Source organism: Streptomyces curacoi (assembly GCF_001513975.1).
GTDB classification, from domain to species: domain Bacteria; phylum Actinomycetota; class Actinomycetes; order Streptomycetales; family Streptomycetaceae; genus Streptomyces; species Streptomyces curacoi.
On record NZ_KQ947990.1, the window covers coordinates 213289 to 229314 of the forward strand.

Consider the following 16026-nt stretch of genomic DNA (forward strand, 5'->3'; position numbering starts at 1 on the left):
CGGCGCCCTTTCAGCCGTCCAGCGGACACGGGAGTTCCCGGATCCCGCGATCCGGGGCGCACGTCACCAGGGCCAGGGAAAGGTACGAGGGGCGTTCGAGGTAGAAGCCGAGCGACACGTCACCGCCTGATGCCAGCCGCTCAGCAGCAGAGGTGACGAGGCGGGTCAGGTGACTGACATCGCGCTGGGGCGGGGACGCGAACCGGGGTGCGTACTCGGTCAGCCGGTCACCGAGCCATGCCGCTGCCGAGCCCGGGTCCGGCCAAGTGCCACGGACCAGCGAGCGTGGCTTGACGAGCCAGTACGCCGTTTCCAGCGGCGGCAGATCCGAGGTGGGGAACTCCGCGGCGACCTCGCGATATCGCTGGATCAGTTCCGGCCTGCTTCCGGCCGGAGGCGGCTCGGGGTGGGGTGGGCGGCGCAGCGCCTCCTGGTCGAAGCGGGCCTTGGGGCCCGTCCACAGGTAGCCGTGGTGGTGCACGGGGGGTCCCGTCGGGTTCGGTGTCGACGTGTAGTCGACGTGTATGAGTCAGCCGGTCCCGGTCGTGGGTGCCACGAGCCAGGACCGGCTGTGGAAGGGGGTGGGTCAGACGGACAAGCCGAAGCGCGCGGGGTCGATGCCGGCCACGGCCAGTTCCTCCGTGGTGAACCGCAGCGGTTGAGCCTCCGGCCGCTTGCTGTCGCCGAGGGCCCAGGCGTTGTCGCCGAGCCGGGCGAGGGTCACGCACCCTTCGGTGCAGGGGCCTCCGCAGGCCTTCACGAACGAGGCCTCGTGGATGTCGAGTGCGTACAGGTCGTTTGCGTTCAGCATTACTGCACCTTCCTGCTCCGTTGGGAGTTCGAGGGGAGGGGAGGCGTCTGCGCCCGGCCTACGGCGTTGCGTGCACGCCTGAGGTGTGGTCCCGGATCTCGGTGGCGTGGCGGACGGCCTGCGCGATGTCGCCGGACTGCTGGCAGTCGACGAGCTGCCGCCAGTTCGCGGCGCATACCTCACAGCCGGTGGCCGGTGCGCAGTCCAACAGCCATGCGTCGATGCCGCTGGGCAATCGGGCCGAGTGATTCTGCTCGGGCCTGGCGGTCGTTGCCATCGCGTCTCCCCGCGTTTGGTGTGGCTTCGGGGAGTGACCGTAGGCAGGGGGAATGGAGCAAGGTGCAGAATATTCGCTGTTATTCTCGCGTGGTTACTCTGAATGCATGGACATTCACTCAGGGGTACCGAGATGCTGGGCGCACCAACATCGTCAACACCCAGGGGGGTGGTTGTGCATGGTGCGCAGGTTGCGGTTCAACGGGACGGGGAGTGACGTCGGCGGATGCCCGTCCCTGCATGAGGACTTGGACACCGGAGAGGTCATCGTGCATGGGCCTCCGCTGACCGACGCTGAAGATGTGGCGCAGCTCCAGCACCTCTCGGAAGGTGAGGTCGCGGTCGTGGTGCCGCGCGAGTTGCTGGTGGACTGGGCGCCGAAGGAAGGGGCGCGGAAGGTGCGGACGATCGATCTGGACGAGTTCGGCAGTCTGTTCGGCAAGTTCGAGCACACCGCCTGGCGCCTGGAGACCCGTCGCCGGTACGCGAGTGACGAGGCCAGCGACCGCTGGGAGCGTTTCATCGAGACCGGAAGCGTCGTCGAGGACTGGCCGGAAGGTTCGCCCGCCAAGGCGTTCCGTGACACGATCCGAGCGCAGACCGCACAGGGCAAGCGGGTCGAGCGGGTGCGCATCGTGGACCGGCCCCCCACTGCAGGGCAGCGCTACCTACTCGACGGCGCCAGGTGGAACATCGCGACCGGCGAGGACATCCGCAACCTGTGGCGTGCCGACGCCGACCGGCTCCGGCTCCCGGCGGAGGACTTCTGGCTGTTCGACAGCCGCCTCATCGCGCTCCTGCGGTTCGATGACGACGATCAGCTCACGCACGTGGATCTCATCACGGAACCGGCGGAGGTGGTGCGCTGTGCCATGATCCGGGATGCTGCTTGGCACCACGCCGTACCTTGGAAGCAGTTCACGGCGGACATGCAGAGCGACGCGTAAGGCCAATCACGGGTGACCGGTGAGTACGGACTATCAAAGAGCACGTGAGGAACTGGGCCGCAAGCTTAGAGAGTTGCGTGTGGACAGCCCTGAAGGCCGGCTCACCGGTGTCCAGCTCGCGCAGCGGCTGGGATGGCCGCAGTCGAAGGTCAGCAAGCTGGAGAACGGCAGGCAGACCCCCACGGACGACGACCTGCGGGCATGGGCCGAGGCCGTCGGGCAGCCTGCCGTGTTCGCGGAACTGCGTGCACGTCTGAGGGGTTTCGAGAGCCAGATTCGTTCATGGCGACGTCAGCTCGCGGCAGGGCACGCACCCGTCCAGGAAACCTGGAACACCCTTGTGTCCAACAGCACGACACAGCACGCGCTGAGCACTGCCGCTGTCAGCGGCATGCTCCAGACGGCTGACTACGCCCGGCACGTCTTCGAGCGGCACGCCAAACTCCAGCAGTCACCAAGGGACACGGAAGCCGCGGTGCGGGCCCGCCTGAAACGGCAGGAGTGGCTGTACCGGCCGGGCAAGCGGTTGAACCTGCTCATGTCCGAGAGCGTGCTGTGGGGCCGGATCTGTCCACCGGACATATTGGCGACCCAACTCGATCGTCTGCTGGGCGTGGTGGGCATGGACACCGTCAATCTGGGGATCCTGCCGTTGGACGGCCCGCTTCCCTTGACGATGGGTAACTCGTTCAATGTGCTGGACGAGCGCCTGGTCGTCGTCGAGGACTGGCACGCCGAACTCTGGCTGGACGATGCCGAAACGATCGCCCTCTACCGCCGCGTCTGGGACACCTTCGCGGAGTCGGCCGTCTTCGGCGCCGATGCCCAGCAGGTGATCGCTCGCGTCCGCCGCAGCATCAAGGTCTGAGGACGTACGGCCGTACCACGTCGTAGGAGGTCTCCCAGAGCGGCCTCTGCGAGGGCAGGGCGGCCGACCAGCACTCGTCGTCATGCGGAAACGGCAACCGATAGCCGGCCGCACGTGAGCGCTTGGCCCAGCGGCGCCAGCGGGCATCGCGCGGGTTCGGTAGCCGCCATGTGTACGGGTCCGGCGTCCGCGTCTCACGCGCGAGGTCCCGGTCGTTCACCGCGGGGCGGCTGAACAGTTGGGCGACCGCGTCATAAAGCAGCCGGAACATGAGGCCTCTCCAGCGTTTCGGTGAGCGTGAACCGGGCCCACACGCATTTCGCGTACGGCTCCTGTCGATGCCCCCAGATGTCGGCCAACTCCTCCACGAGTGCGAGTCCGCGTCCGCCTTCTTCGTCCGGGCCGGAGTCGTGGATGTGGGGGAGCCGGTCCCTGTCCGGGTCGCAGACCTCCAGGAGCAGCTCCGGTCCGTCGAGGGTGAGCGTGACCTTGATCTGGGCGTCGGAGGTGCGGCAGTGGGTCACGGCGTTGGTGACGAGTTCGTTCGCCGACAGGACGACGGTGTCGGCGAGTTCGTCGGTGATGGCCCAGGCCGCGAGAGCCTTGCGGATGTGTTGGCGGGCGGTGGGCACGTGTCGTCTGCGCTTGGGGATGCGGAAGGTTTCGGTTTGGGGCATGGGGTGCCGTACCTCCTGACGTGTCGCCAAGATGCGCTCCGTTCGGCGCCTTTGTGAAGCTACGGCTGCGTTCATCGCTTGTGCAACACGCTCAACTGAATACATTCAGTAGATAGCTCGATCGAGTGAAGCGCTCTCGTTGTGACAGCGTGTGTGGCATCTTTGCCGCAGGAAAGGGGAGGTCCCATGCCCGCAGGTGGACGACCGACAGTGCGCAGCAGGCGCTTGGGTGCGGCGCTCAGGCAGTACCGGCAAGCCGCCAAGCTCGACCAGCCGCAGGCCGCCGAGATCATCGCGGCGAGTCAGGCGAGGGTCAGCCGTCTTGAGAGCGGTCACGTCACCGCGCGCGTCATCGAAGTGCGGTTGCTGTTGGACGCGTACGGCGTCAAGGACCCCGAAGTGCGGAACAAACTGGAGGACTTGGCCAAGCACTCCAAGAACCGGGGCTGGTGGCTAGAACATGCCGAGCACCTGCGGCCCGACTACGTCGATCACATCGCGCTGGAGGACGACGCCACCTACATCTGAGAGTGGCAGCCGGTGATGGTGCCGGGGCTTCTGCAGACTCCGGCCTATGCGGAGGCGGTTATCGCTGCCAGTCCCCACTACATCGAGCCAGAACGGGCTGCCCAGTTGGTGAAGGTCCGTGTGGGGAGGCAAGCGAAGATCGAAGAGGGCGGAGCCTCGTACACGGCCATCCTCTGGGAAGCGGTCCTCGCGCAACCGCTGGTGAGCGTCGAGATCCACCGAGAGCAGTTGTCCGCGATCCTTGAGATCGGAAAGCGGAAGAACGTCACAGTGCAGGTGCTGCCGTTCAGCGCAGGCGTTCTGGCCGGTTACTCCTCCGCTTTCTACTCCTTCAGCTTCGACGACGAGCCGACCGTCGAAGCAGTCGCCATGGACAACCTGAGAGGCACGTCGGTCCTTGAAGGGGCCGAGGACCTTGCCGCTTACGCCAGTGCTTTCGACCTACTACGATCGTCAGCGTTGGCACCGGACGCGAGCGCGAAGCTCATCCGGGGCATACTGCGGACCTTGAAGGAAGACACATCGTGACCGAGGTTGTTAGCACCTTCTGGAAGTCCTCCTACTCGGGGGCGGAGAACGCCTGCGTCGAGGTCGCCGACACGGCCCCCGGCGGCCGGGCCGTCCGCGACAGCAAGCAGCAGGACGGCCCCCTGATCACCGTCTCCCGTGAGGGCTGGCAGGCCTTCATCCGGCAGTTCTGACAAGCCGCGGACACACGAAGGCCGCCCCACGGAATTCCGCCCCACCGTGAACAGACGACGGCAGAAGAAGCTCACCAAGCGGCTCGTCCTGGCCGCGAGCATCGGTGAACTCGCCGACGTCCGCACCCTGCTGCGGGCCGGCGCCCAGCCCGCCGAGGCCGACAACGAGGGCACGACACCCCTCTACGCCGCGTCGGTGCACGGCGCGGCCGACCCGGTCCTGCGAGAGGACTACGGAACCGGCTACTCCCCCATGGACTGGGCGCTCGCCGGCCCTCACGCCGATGTCGTCCGGCTTCTGCGGGACGCGGGCGGAACCAGGTCGGCCGACTCACGCGCAGGCGGCTGACCGGCCCGTCGGCAGCGACTTCCCACCGTATGGCGAGGGCGCCCGGTACGGCAGTTGCGCACTTGCCGTACCGGGCGCCCTTTCAGCGGAGTATGAGCGTCGAGGTCAGAGCTTCTCGATCACGTAGTCGACGCACTTCGTCAGCGCTTCGATGTCCGCCGGGTCGATGGCCGGGAACATCGCGACGCGCAGCTGGTTGCGGCCGAGCTTGCGGTAGGGCTCGGTGTCGACGATGCCGTTGGCGCGCAGGACCTTGGCGACGGCGGCGGCGTCGACCTCGTCCGTGAAGTCGATCGTGCCGATGACCGCCGAGCGCTTGGCCGGGTCGGTGACGAACGGGTTGGCGTACTTGATGTCCTCGGCCCAGCCGTACAGCGTCCGCGCGGAGGTGGCCGTGCGGCGGACCGCCCAGTCCAGGCCGCCCTGGCCGTTGATCCACTCCAGCTGCTGGTTCAGCAGGAAGAGGGTGGCCAGGGCCGGGGTGTTGTACGTCTGGTTCTTGCGGGAGTTGTCGATCGCCGTGGGGAGCGAGAAGAACTCCGGGATGTGGCGGCCGGACGCGTGGATGCGCTCGGCGCGCTCGATCGCGGCAGGCGAGAAGACGCCGATCCACAGGCCGCCGTCGGAGGCGAAGGACTTCTGCGGGGCGAAGTAGTAGACGTCGGTCTCCGCGATGTCGACGGGGAGGCCGCCGGCGCCGGAGGTGGCGTCCACGAGAACCAGGGCGCCCTCGTCGGCGCCCGCCACGCGCTTGATCGGCATGGCGACACCGGTCGAGGTCTCGTTGTGGGTGAAGGCGTAGACGTCGACGCCCTCCTCGGCGACCGGCTCGGGGTGCGTGCCGGGGTTGCTGGTGATGACGTCCGGCTCGGCGAGCCAGGGGGCCAGCTTGGCGGCCTTGGCGAACTTGGAGCTGAACTCGCCGAAGGTGAGGTGCTGCGACCTGTTCTCGATCAGGCCGTGCGTCGCGATGTCCCAGAACGCGGTGGAGCCGCCGTTGCCGAGGATCACCTCGTAGCCGTCGGGCAGCTGGAACAGCTCGGAGATGCCCTCACGCACCTTGCCGACCAGGTTCTTGACCGGGGCCTGGCGGTGGGAGGTGCCGAGGAGGGAGGTACCGGTCGCGGCCAGCGCGTCCAGCGCTTCCGTCCGCACCTTGGAGGGGCCAGCGCCGAAACGTCCGTCGGCGGGCTTGATGTCAGCGGGAATCTGGATCTCAGCCACGAACGGGAGCGTAGCCGTTTCGGGAAACCTGGGCGAAACCTCGTCCGTCGGATGAGACGGTGTCTTTGATTTCCTGGACGCATGACGGATCTCGAAGCCGAGCTGCGCAAAGTCGTTCGAGGTGAGGTGGGGTTCGACGTCACCTCCCGGGCGCTCGTCACCATGGACGCGTCCAACTACCGGCGTGTCCCCCTCGGTGTCGTGGCGCCCCGTGACGCCGACGACGTGGCCGCCGTGCTGGAGGTGTGCCGGGAGCGCGGCGTGCCCGTCGTGCCGCGTGGTGGCGGGACCTCGATCGCGGGTCAGGCCACCGGCATCGGCGTCGTGCTGGACTTCACCCGGCACATGAACCGGCTGGTGTCGCTCGACGCCGCGGCCCGTACCGCGGTCGTCCAGCCCGGCCTGGTCCTCGACCGTCTCCAGGTGGCCGCCGCGCCGCACGGCCTGCGCTTCGGCCCGGACCCCTCCACCCACAGCCGCTGCACCCTCGGCGGGATGATCGGCAACAACTCGTGCGGCTCGCACTCGGTGGCGTGGGGGACCACCGCGGACAGTGTGCGCGAGCTGGACGTGGTCACCGCGCGCGGCCGACGGCTGCGGCTGGGACCGGGGTGGGCCGGAGCACCGGACGGGCTGCGGGAGCTGGTCGAGGGGGAGCTGGCCCGGTTGCGGACCGGGTTTCCCGAGCTGCCCCGCCGGATCTCCGGGTACGCGCTGGACGCGCTGCTGCCGGAGAAGGGCGCCGATGTCGCCCGTTCCTTCTGCGGCTCCGAGGGGACCCTCGGTGTCCTCACCGAGGCCGTCGTCCAGCTCGTCGAGGCGCCCCGCGCGCGTGCGCTCGCCGTGCTGGCGTACGCCGACGAGAGCGCGGCGGCGGAGGCGGCGGCCGGGCTGCTGCCGTACCGGCCGCTGACCGTGGAGGGCATGGCGGTGGACCTGGTGCCCTCGGCCGCCGCCCTGCCCCGGGGCGGGGCCTGGCTGTTCGTGGAGACCGGCGGGGAGTCGGCGGCTCAGGCACGCGTGCGTGCGGAGGCGATCGTGCGGGCGGCCGACGTCGTCGACTCGGCGGTGGTGACCGATCCGGCCGGACAGCGGGCGCTGTGGCGCATCCGGGAGGACGCGAGCGGTACGGCGACCCGGATGCCGGACGGGCGCGAGGCGTGGCCCGGCTGGGAGGACTGCGCCGTGCCGCCCGCACGCCTCGGGGCGTATCTGCGGGACTTCCGCGCGCTGCTGGCCGCGCACGGGCTGCGCGGGACGCCGTACGGGCACTTCGGGGACGGCTGCATCCACGTCCGTATCGACTTCGACCTCATGACGGAGGCGGGCGTCGGCCGCTTCCGGCGCTTCTCGGAGGAGCTCGCCGAGGTCGTCGTGGCACACGGGGGCTCGCTGTCGGGGGAGCACGGGGACGGGCAGGCGCGGGCCGAGCTGCTGCCGAAGATGTACGGCACGCAGATGGTGGGGCTGTTCGAGCGGGCCAAGGGGATCTGGGACCCGGACGACCTGCTCAACCCGGGGATGCTGGTGCGCCCCGCACCGCTGGACGCCGATCTCCGTTTCGCGGTCCTGCCGCGCGAGCCGGTGGACGTGGCCTTCGGCTATCCGGCGGACGGGGGTGACTTCTCGGCGGCGGTACGGCGGTGTGTGGGGGTCGCCAAGTGCCGTACGACATCGGTCACGGGCTCTGCGGTCATGTGCCCGTCCTTCCGGGTCACCGGAGCGGAGCAGCACTCCACGCGCGGACGTGCCCGGCTGCTGCACGAGATGCTGGCAGGGGAGCTGGTGACGGACGGGTGGCGGTCCACGGAGGTGCGGGACGCGCTGGACCTGTGCCTGTCCTGCAAGGGATGCCGGTCCGACTGCCCGGTCGAGGTCGACATGGCCACGTACAAGGCGGAGTTCCTGCATCACCACTACGCGGGCCGTCGACGCCCGGCCGCGCACCACAGCATGGGCCGGCTGCCGCAGTGGCTGCGCCTGGTGGCACGTACGCGTACGGCGTCGCTGGTCAACGCCCTGGCATCCGTACGGCCCTTGGCGTGGGCGGCGAAGCGGCTCGGCGGGATCGCGCCGGAGCGGGAGATTCCGCGGCTGGCGACGCGGACGTTCAGCCGGTGGTGGGAGCGGCGGCGAGGGGAGAGGGTCGTCGGTGGCGACGGCGACCTCGTCATCCTGTGGCCGGACACCTTCACCGAGCACCTCTCGCCGTCCGTGGGACAGGCGGCCGTACACGTGCTGGAGGCGGCCGGGCTGCGGGTGGCGCTCCCGCCGACGGTGCGGCTGAAGGGGGCGCCCGGGGGTGACGAGATGACCGTGCCGCTGGATCCGGTGTCTCTCCTGCGGGGCCGGGAGCGCGTCTGCTGCGGGCTGACGTACCTCTCGACCGGTCAGCTCGACCGGGCTCGCGCGGTGCTGCGGCGCACGCTCGACCTCATGGAGCCGGTGCTGCGGACCGGCGCGCCGGTCGTGGTCCTGGAGCCGAGCTGTGCCGCCGCCCTGCGCGCCGACCTGCCGGAGCTGCTGCACGACGATCCTCGGGCCCCCCGCTTGGCCGAACGCGTCCTGACCTTCGCGGAGACCCTGGAGCGGCTCGCTCCCGACTGGACGCCGCCCCGAGTGGAGCGGCCGGTGGTCGGGCAGACCCACTGCCACCAGCACGCGGTGCTGGGCGACGCGGCCGACCGCCGGCTGCGCGAGGCCGCCGGGCTCTCCGGGGAACTGAGCGGCGGCTGCTGCGGTCTCGCGGGCAACTTCGGCTTCGAGAAGGGACACTTCGAGGTCTCGGTGGCGTGCGCGCAGGAGCAGCTGCTGCCGGCGGTGCGGGGGGCGGGGGAGGCGGCCGTGGTGCTGGCGGACGGGTTCTCCTGCCGGACGCAGTTGGAGCAGGTGGCGGGAGTGCGGGGGTGGCATTTGGCGGAGGTGCTGGCGGAGGGGTTGGGGGAGGGGGCGCGGGAGTGATGCGGGGGAGGAGGGGTGCGGGAGGAGGGGGTGTAGGCCGATCGGGAGTGAGCGGGCCGCGGAACCGGGAGGCTCCGCGGGGGCGTGCATAGGCTGGGAGATCACCCAGCTTGTCCGCCTTCACGACATGAGGCCACCGGCCACCAGCCACCGGTCACGACGTCCGGCCGCCGGCCACGGCACCCGGCCTTCCGCCACCCACCCTTGGCCACCGACAGGAGCCCACCCATGCCCCTCCGCCTCCAGCCCATCACCCGGGACGAGCACCTGGCCTTCGTCGCGTCCCGTCCCTCCGCCAGCCATATGCAGGTGCCCTCCTGGGGTGCGGTCAAGCCGGACTGGCGGGCGGAGAGCCTCGGGTGGTTCGACGAGGAGGGGCGGCTGGTCGGGGCGGGACTGGTGCTGCTGCGTCCGCTGCCGAAGCTGAAGAAGTACCTCGCCTACCTGCCCGAGGGTCCGATCGTCGACTGGCACGCCCCCGACCTCTGCGAGCGCTGGCTCGAACCGATGCTCGCCCACCTCAAGCGGCAGGGCGCCTTCTCGGTCAAGATGGGCCCGCCCGTCGTCGTACGCCGCTGGAGCACGGAGGCGGTGAAGGCGGCCATCGCCGACCCGGCGGCCCGGCGGCTGGGCGACGCGGAGCCGACGTCGTGCGATGCGCGTGCCCTCGACATCGCCGACCGGCTGCGCGGGTCCGGGTGGCGGCAGGCCGAACCGGGAAGCGAGGAGGGCTTCGCCGTCGGGCAGCCGCGTCACGTCTGCCAGGTGCCGTTCGCCGGACGGTCGCTGGACGACATCCACCGCGGCCTCAACCAGCAGTGGCGGCGCAACATCAAGAAGGCCGAGAAGGCCGGGGTGAAGGTCGGACGGGGCGGCTACGAGGACCTCCCCGCCTTCTACGACCTGTATGCCGAGACCGCCGAGCGCGACCGTTTCATCCCGCGCCCGCTGCCCTACTTCCAGCGCATGTGGACCGCGCTCACCGCCGAACACCCCGACCGCATGCGGCTCTACCTCGCCCAGCACGACGGCGACACCCTCGCCGCCGCCACCATGCTCACCGTCGGCGACCACGTCTGGTACTCCTACGGTGCCTCCACCAGCCGTAAGCGCGAGGTCCAGCCCAACAACGCCATGCAGTGGCGCATGATGACTGACGCCCACGAGCTCGGTGCCGCCGTCTACGACTTCCGTGGGATCACGGACACCCTGGAGGAGTCCAACCATCTGCTGGGCCTGCTGCGGTTCAAGGTGGGGGCGGGCGGCGAGGCCGTCGAGTACCTGGGGGAGTGGGACTTCCCGCTCAACCGGCTGCTGCACAAGGCGCTGGATCTGTACATGGCACGGCGGTAGCCGGTCGGCTCCGCAGGGCGCGGCAGCAGCCCGTCGGCTCTCCGGGACCCGCTGTCCACACTCCGGGACAGCCCCAAATGGGCTTCACACACCTGACGTAGTCCACTAACGTGGACTTGACAGTGCAGCATGATGAACAATCCCCGAGTCGAGCCCCAGGACCGCCCGTGACCACCCCCAGCGCCGCCCCGTCCTCGTCGACGCCGACCGCGACCACCACCCCGGCCCCGGCGGCAGGCGTCCCGCGCCGCTCGGGCTCCCTCGGCCCCGTGGGCCTGGTGCTGGCCGGCGGCATCTCCGTGCAGTTCGGCGGCGCACTCGCCGCGCTCCTGATACCGCGGGCCGGCGCGCTCGGTGTGGTGACCCTGCGGCTGCTGGCCGCCGCCCTCGTCCTGCTGCTGATCTGCCGCCCCCGGCTGCGCGGCCACTCGCGCACCGACTGGGGCACGGTCGTCGTCTTCGGCATCACGATGGCCGCGATGAACGCACTCTTCTACCAGTCGGTGGCCCGCATCCCCCTCGGCCCGGCCGTCACCCTGGAGGTGCTCGGCCCGCTCGCGCTCTCGGTCGTGACCTCCCGCCGCGCCGTCAACATCCTGTGGGCGGGGCTCGCCCTCGCCGGGGTCTTCCTCCTCGGTGGCGGAGGCTTCGGCAATCTGGACCCCATAGGTGTCGCCTTTGCCCTGGGCGCCGGCGCCATGTGGGCGGCCTACATTGTCTTCAGCGCCCGTACGGGCCGCCGCTTCCCCCAGGCCGACGGCCTCGCCCTCGCCATGGTGGTCGCGGCCCTGCTGTGCCTTCCGCTCGGCATCGTCGAAGCGGGTGCGAAGCTCGCCGACCCCATGACCATCGCCCTGGGTTCGGCCGTCGCGATCCTCTCCTCCGTCCTGCCCTACACCCTCGAACTCCTCGCCCTGCGCCGCATCCCCGCCGCCACCTTCGCGATCCTGATGAGCCTGGAACCGGCCGTCGCCGCGACCGCCGGCTTCTTCGTCCTGAACCAGGCCCTGTCCGCCGTGGAGGCTCTTGCGATCGCCCTGGTCATCGCGGCGACCATGGGGGCGGTGCGGACGCAGGTGGGGCGGGGGAAGGTGAAGTCGTAGACAGCCTGCGCCCCTGAATTAATGCAAGCATGCTTGCTTGTTTCTGGCTCCGCTGCCATGCTCCTCTCCACGCCGCACCGGCCCGCACCACCCCGCACACCGCCGTGCCCGAGGGGAGCGCACCGTGTCCGATCCGACGCCCGTGTTCGACGATCTGCGCGAGGAGAGCGAGGAACTCGACCGGCTGGTGGCCGGGCTGAGCCCCGGGCAGTGGGCCCTCCCGACCCCCGCCCCCGGCTGGAGCGTCGCCCACCAGATCGCGCACCTCGCCTGGACGGACCACTCGGCGCTGCTGGCGGTGACCGACGCGGAGGCGTTCCACACGCTGGTGGAGAAGGCGCTGGCGGCGCCGGGGTCGTTCGTCGACGAAGGGGCCGAGGAAGGGGCCGGGCTGCCGCCCGCCGAGCTGCTGGCGCGCTGGCGGGAAGGGCGGGCCGCCCTCGACGCGGCGCTGTGTGAGGCACCCCAGGGCGCCCGGTTCCCCTGGTACGGGCCGCCCATGTCCGCCGCCTCCATGGCCACGGCCCGACTCATGGAGACCTGGGCCCACGGTCTGGACGTCGCCGACGCGCTCGGTGTGGTGCGCCCACCCACAGACCGGCTGCGACATGTGGTGTGGATCGGGGTACGCACCCGCGACTTCGCCTTCGGAGTGCACGGACTCCCCGCGCCGAGCGACGACTTCCGCGTCGAGCTCGTCTCACCGTCCGGCGAGGTGTGGGCCTACGGCCCCGAGGACGCCCCGCAGCGCGTCACCGGTCCGGCGCTCGACTTCTGCCTCCTGGTCACCCAGCGCGCCCACCGCTCCGACCTCGCCCTGCGCGCCGAAGGGCGGGACGCCGACCGCTGGTTCGACATCGCCCAGGTCTTCGCGGGCCCGCCCGGTGCGGGCCGCGCGCCGAAGGAGGCGGCACAGTGACCCTGCCGGTCCTGCGGGTGGGCAACGCCTCCGGCTTCTACGGCGACCGCTTCGACGCCATGCGCGAGATGCTCACCGGCGGCGAACTGGACGTTCTCACCGGCGACTACCTCGCCGAGCTGACCATGCTGATCCTCGGCCGGGACCGGCTGAAGGACCCCGGCGCGGGATACGCCCGTACCTTCCTGCGGCAGCTGGAGGAGTGCCTCGGGCTCGCGCACGAGCGGGGCGTCAGGATCGTCACCAACGCGGGCGGCCTCAATCCGGCCGGACTGGCCGACGCCGTGCGGCGGTTGGCGGACCGCCTCGGCGTCCCGGTGCGGGTGGCCCACGTCGAGGGCGACGATCTCACCGCCGCGCACCCGGGCAGCCTCGCCGCCCACGCCTACCTCGGCGGGTTCGGGATCGCCGAGTGCCTGCGGGAGGGCGCCGACGTCGTCGTCACCGGGCGGGTGACGGACGCGGCCCTGGTCACCGGGCCCGCCGCCGCGCACTTCGGCTGGGGGCCGGCGCAGTACGACCGGCTCGCGGGCGCCGTGGTCGCCGGGCATGTGCTGGAGTGCGGGGCGCAGGCGACCGGCGGCAACTACGCCTTCTTCCACGAGTTCCACCAGAGCGGCGGCGATCTGCGACGCCCCGGCTTCCCGATCGCCGAGCTCCACGAGGACGGCAGCTGCGTCATCACCAAGCACCCCGGCACCGGCGGCTTCGTCGACGCCGGCACGGTGACGGCCCAGCTGCTGTACGAGACGGCGGGCGCACGGTACGCGGGACCGGACGTCACCGCCCGCCTGGACACCGTACGGCTCACCCAGGACGGCCCGGACCGCGTCCGTATCGAGGGCGTACGGGGGGAGGCCCCGCCCCCGGCCCTCAAGGTCGGCGTCAACCGCCTCGGCGGCTTCCGGGGCGAGGTCGCCTTCGTGCTCACCGGGCTCGACATCGAGGCCAAGGCCGCCCTCGTGCGCGAGCAGATGACGGACGCCCTCGCCAAGTCCCAGCCCGCCGACATCCGTTGGGACCTCGTGCGCACCGACCGGCCCGACGCCCCGACCGAGGAACTGGCGAGCGCGCTGCTGCGGCTCGTCGTACGCGACCCGGACCAGAACGTCGTCGGGCGGGCACTGAGCGGGGCCGCCGTGGAGCTGGCGCTCGCCAGCTACCCCGGCTTCCATGTGCTCACGCCCCCTGGCAAGGGCTCGCCCTATGGGGTCTTCGAGGATGTGTACGTCCCCCATGGTGCCGTCGACCATGTGGCCGTCCTCCACGACGGACGCCGGATCCCTGTGCCGTCGGCCCACGACACTGCCGTACTCGACACCGTGCCGGAGCCGCCCCTCCCGGAGCCGCTGCCCCACGGGCCCACCCGGCGCGCCCCTCTAGGCCTTGTCGCCGGTGCCCGCAGCGGCGACAAGGGCGGGAACGCCAACGTCGGCGTCTGGGTGCGGACGGACGACGCCTGGCGCTGGCTCGCCCATGAGCTGACGGCCGACAGGTTCCAGCAGCTGATACCCGAGAGCCGTCAGCTGAAAGTCACCCGGCATCTCCTGCCCAACCTCCGCGCCCTGAACTTCGTCGTCGAGGGCATCCTCGGCGCGGGCGTCGCCGCGCAGCACCGCTTCGACCCGCAGGCCAAGGCCCTCGGCGAATGGCTGCGCAGCCGCCACCTCGACATCCCGGAGAGCCTCCTGTGACCGTCCTCGCCTCTGCCCTGGACACGAAGAGCCCCGAATACGCGGCCAACCGCGAGGCCATGCTCGCCAAGCTCACGGAACTCGACGCCGAGCACACCAAGGCCCTCGCGGGCGGCGGGGAGAAGTACGTCGAGCGGCACCGGCGGCGCGGCAAGCTCCTCGCCCGTGAGCGCATCGAGCTGCTCCTCGACCCCGACACGCCCTTCCTGGAACTGTCCCCGCTGGCCGGCTGGGGCAGCGACTACACGGTCGGCGCCTCCCTCGTCACCGGCATCGGGGTCGTCGAGGGCGTGGAGTGCCTGATCACCGCCAACGACCCGACCGTGCGCGGGGGAGCGAGCAATCCCTGGTCGCTGAGGAAGGCCCTGCGCGCCAACGACATCGCCCTAGCCAACCGGCTGCCGTGCATCAACCTCGTCGAGTCGGGCGGCGCCGACCTGCCGTCCCAGAAGGAGATCTTCATCCCCGGAGGCGCCATCTTCCGGGACCTGACCCGGCTGTCCGCGGCCGGGATCCCCACGATCGCGGTCGTCTTCGGCAACTCCACGGCCGGCGGGGCGTACGTCCCCGGCATGTCCGACCACGTGATCATGGTCAAGGAGCGCGCCAAGGTGTTCCTCGGCGGCCCGCCCCTGGTGAAGATGGCGACCGGCGAGGAGAGCGACGACGAGTCGCTGGGCGGTGCGGAGATGCACGCGCGCGTGTCGGGTCTCGCGGACTACTTCGCGGTGGACGAACCGGACGCGTTGCGGCAGGCCCGCCGCGTGGTGGCCCGTCTCAACCACCGCAAGGCGTACGGCGACCCGGGCCCGGCCGAACCGCCCAAGTACTCCGCGGACGAACTCCTCGGCATCGTCCCCGGCGACCTCAAGACCCCCTTCGACCCGCGCGAGGTCATCGCCCGGATCGTCGACGCCTCCGACTTCGACGAGTTCAAGCCGATGTACGGGACGAGCCTGACCACCGGCTGGGCGACGCTCCACGGCTATCCCGTCGGCGTGCTGGCGAACGCCCAAGGGGTCCTGTTCAGCGCGGAGTCCCAGAAGGCCGCCCAGTTCATCCAGCTCGCCAACCAGCGCGACATCCCGCTGCTCTTCCTGCACAACACCACCGGCTACATGGTCGGCAGCCGGTACGAGCAGGGCGGGATCATCAAGCACGGCGCGATGATGATCAACGCGGTGAGCAACAGCCGCGTGCCCCATCTCTCCGTCCTCATGGGCGCGTCGTACGGCGCCGGCCACTACGGCATGTGCGGCCGGGCCTACGACCCCCGCTTCCTGTTCGCCTGGCCCAGCGCCAAGTCGGCCGTCATGGGCCCGCAGCAGCTCGCGGGCGTGCTGTCGATCGTCGCCCGGCAGTCGGCGGCGGCGAAGGGGCAGCCGTACGACGAGGAGGCGGACGCCGCGCTGCGCGCGATGGTGGAGCAGCAGATCGAGTCGGAGTCGCTGCCGGTGTTCCTGTCCGGGCGGCTGTACGACGACGGCGTCATCGACCCGCGCGACACCCGCACCGTCCTCGGCCTGTGCCTGTCCGCCCTCCACACGGCCCCCTACGAGGGCGCGCGCGGCGGCTTCGGCGTCTTCCGGATGTGAGGGATCCAGTGACCGACCCT

The 16026-nt window shown here is 70.7% G+C and carries 16 protein-coding genes and 1 pseudogene; 11 read left to right on the forward strand and 6 right to left on the reverse strand.

Translation table 11 applies throughout. The features are described from left to right. Positions 1-10: 10 nt before the first annotated feature. From AQI70_RS24115 to AQI70_RS24125, 3 genes are all read right to left on the reverse strand, one after another. Complete coding sequence (locus AQI70_RS24115) at positions 11-481, reverse strand: hypothetical protein (protein ID WP_062153501.1); 471 nt, start codon at positions 479-481, stop codon at positions 11-13. Positions 482-586: 105 nt separating this feature from the next. Further along, the gene (locus AQI70_RS24120; protein WP_062153503.1) at positions 587-811 is read right to left on the reverse strand and encodes a hypothetical protein; all 225 of its coding nucleotides are present in this window, start codon (positions 809-811) and stop codon (positions 587-589) included. A 58-nt stretch (positions 812-869) separates the two neighbouring features. Continuing rightward, a complete protein-coding gene (locus tag AQI70_RS24125) occupies positions 870-1088 on the reverse strand; it encodes a hypothetical protein (RefSeq protein ID WP_062153505.1) in 219 nt (72 codons plus the stop codon). A gap of 178 nt (positions 1089-1266) precedes the next feature. Between AQI70_RS24125 and AQI70_RS24130 the strand changes: the two genes are divergently transcribed. Both AQI70_RS24130 and AQI70_RS24135 read left to right on the forward strand, forming a co-directional pair. Continuing rightward, the gene (locus AQI70_RS24130) at positions 1267-2034 is read left to right on the forward strand and encodes a DUF6879 family protein (protein WP_062153506.1); all 768 of its coding nucleotides are present in this window, start codon (positions 1267-1269) and stop codon (positions 2032-2034) included. A gap of 19 nt (positions 2035-2053) precedes the next feature. Further along, positions 2054-2902, forward strand: coding sequence for a helix-turn-helix domain-containing protein (locus AQI70_RS24135; protein WP_062153508.1), 849 nt, complete (start codon positions 2054-2056; stop codon positions 2900-2902). On the opposite strand, the gene AQI70_RS39250 is transcribed toward AQI70_RS24135, so the two are convergent. After that, the gene (locus tag AQI70_RS39250) at positions 2892-3173 is read right to left on the reverse strand and encodes a hypothetical protein (protein ID WP_159042701.1); all 282 of its coding nucleotides are present in this window, start codon (positions 3171-3173) and stop codon (positions 2892-2894) included. The genes AQI70_RS24135 and AQI70_RS39250 overlap by 11 nt on opposite strands. Next, positions 3154-3579, reverse strand: coding sequence for an ATP-binding protein (locus AQI70_RS24140; protein WP_062153510.1), 426 nt, complete (start codon positions 3577-3579; stop codon positions 3154-3156). The genes AQI70_RS39250 and AQI70_RS24140 overlap by 20 nt, the downstream gene beginning before the upstream one ends. Positions 3580-3765: 186 nt before the next feature. Here AQI70_RS24140 and AQI70_RS24145 point away from each other — a divergent pair. The 3 genes and pseudogenes from AQI70_RS24145 (at position 3766) to AQI70_RS24155 (ending at position 5157) form a co-directional block, all read left to right on the forward strand. Continuing rightward, positions 3766-4635: pseudogene (locus tag AQI70_RS24145) on the forward strand (helix-turn-helix domain-containing protein). Continuing rightward, positions 4632-4808: a DUF397 domain-containing protein gene (locus tag AQI70_RS24150; RefSeq protein ID WP_062153512.1), complete on the forward strand. Its 177-nt coding sequence runs from the start codon at positions 4632-4634 to the stop codon at positions 4806-4808. The pseudogene AQI70_RS24145 and the gene AQI70_RS24150 overlap by 4 nt, the downstream one beginning before the upstream one ends. Before the next feature lie 46 nt (positions 4809-4854). Beyond that, positions 4855-5157, forward strand: coding sequence for an ankyrin repeat domain-containing protein (locus tag AQI70_RS24155; protein ID WP_062153514.1), 303 nt, complete (start codon positions 4855-4857; stop codon positions 5155-5157). Between the two features lie 105 nt (positions 5158-5262). Here AQI70_RS24155 and serC read toward each other — a convergent pair whose 3' ends face one another. Continuing rightward, positions 5263-6381: a phosphoserine transaminase gene (gene serC / locus AQI70_RS24160; protein ID WP_062153516.1), complete on the reverse strand. Its 1119-nt coding sequence runs from the start codon at positions 6379-6381 to the stop codon at positions 5263-5265. 81 nt (positions 6382-6462) lie between these two features. On the opposite strand from serC, the gene AQI70_RS24165 reads away from it, so the two are divergent. The 6 genes from AQI70_RS24165 (at position 6463) to AQI70_RS24190 (ending at position 16006) form a co-directional block, all read left to right on the forward strand. Beyond that, positions 6463-9342 carry an FAD-binding and (Fe-S)-binding domain-containing protein gene (locus AQI70_RS24165; RefSeq protein ID WP_062153518.1) on the forward strand — a complete coding sequence of 960 codons (2880 nt, stop codon included), beginning with the start codon at positions 6463-6465 and terminating at the stop codon, positions 9340-9342. A gap of 228 nt (positions 9343-9570) precedes the next feature. Then, on the forward strand, positions 9571-10695 hold the full coding sequence (locus tag AQI70_RS24170; protein ID WP_062153520.1) for a lipid II:glycine glycyltransferase FemX: 1125 nt from the start codon (positions 9571-9573) through the stop codon (positions 10693-10695). A gap of 167 nt (positions 10696-10862) precedes the next feature. Beyond that, positions 10863-11798 (forward strand): EamA family transporter, encoded by a 936-nt coding sequence (locus AQI70_RS24175; protein WP_062153522.1) that lies wholly within the window; start codon positions 10863-10865, stop codon positions 11796-11798. Between the two features lie 124 nt (positions 11799-11922). After that, positions 11923-12717 (forward strand): TIGR03084 family metal-binding protein, encoded by a 795-nt coding sequence (locus tag AQI70_RS24180; protein WP_062153524.1) that lies wholly within the window; start codon positions 11923-11925, stop codon positions 12715-12717. 2 nt (positions 12718-12719) lie between these two features. After that, on the forward strand, positions 12720-14411 hold the full coding sequence (locus tag AQI70_RS24185) for an acyclic terpene utilization AtuA family protein (RefSeq protein ID WP_079051483.1): 1692 nt from the start codon (positions 12720-12722) through the stop codon (positions 14409-14411). Continuing rightward, on the forward strand, positions 14408-16006 hold the full coding sequence (locus AQI70_RS24190; RefSeq protein WP_062153525.1) for an acyl-CoA carboxylase subunit beta: 1599 nt from the start codon (positions 14408-14410) through the stop codon (positions 16004-16006). Before AQI70_RS24185 ends, AQI70_RS24190 begins: the two co-directional genes overlap by 4 nt. Positions 16007-16026: the final 20 nt, after the last annotated feature.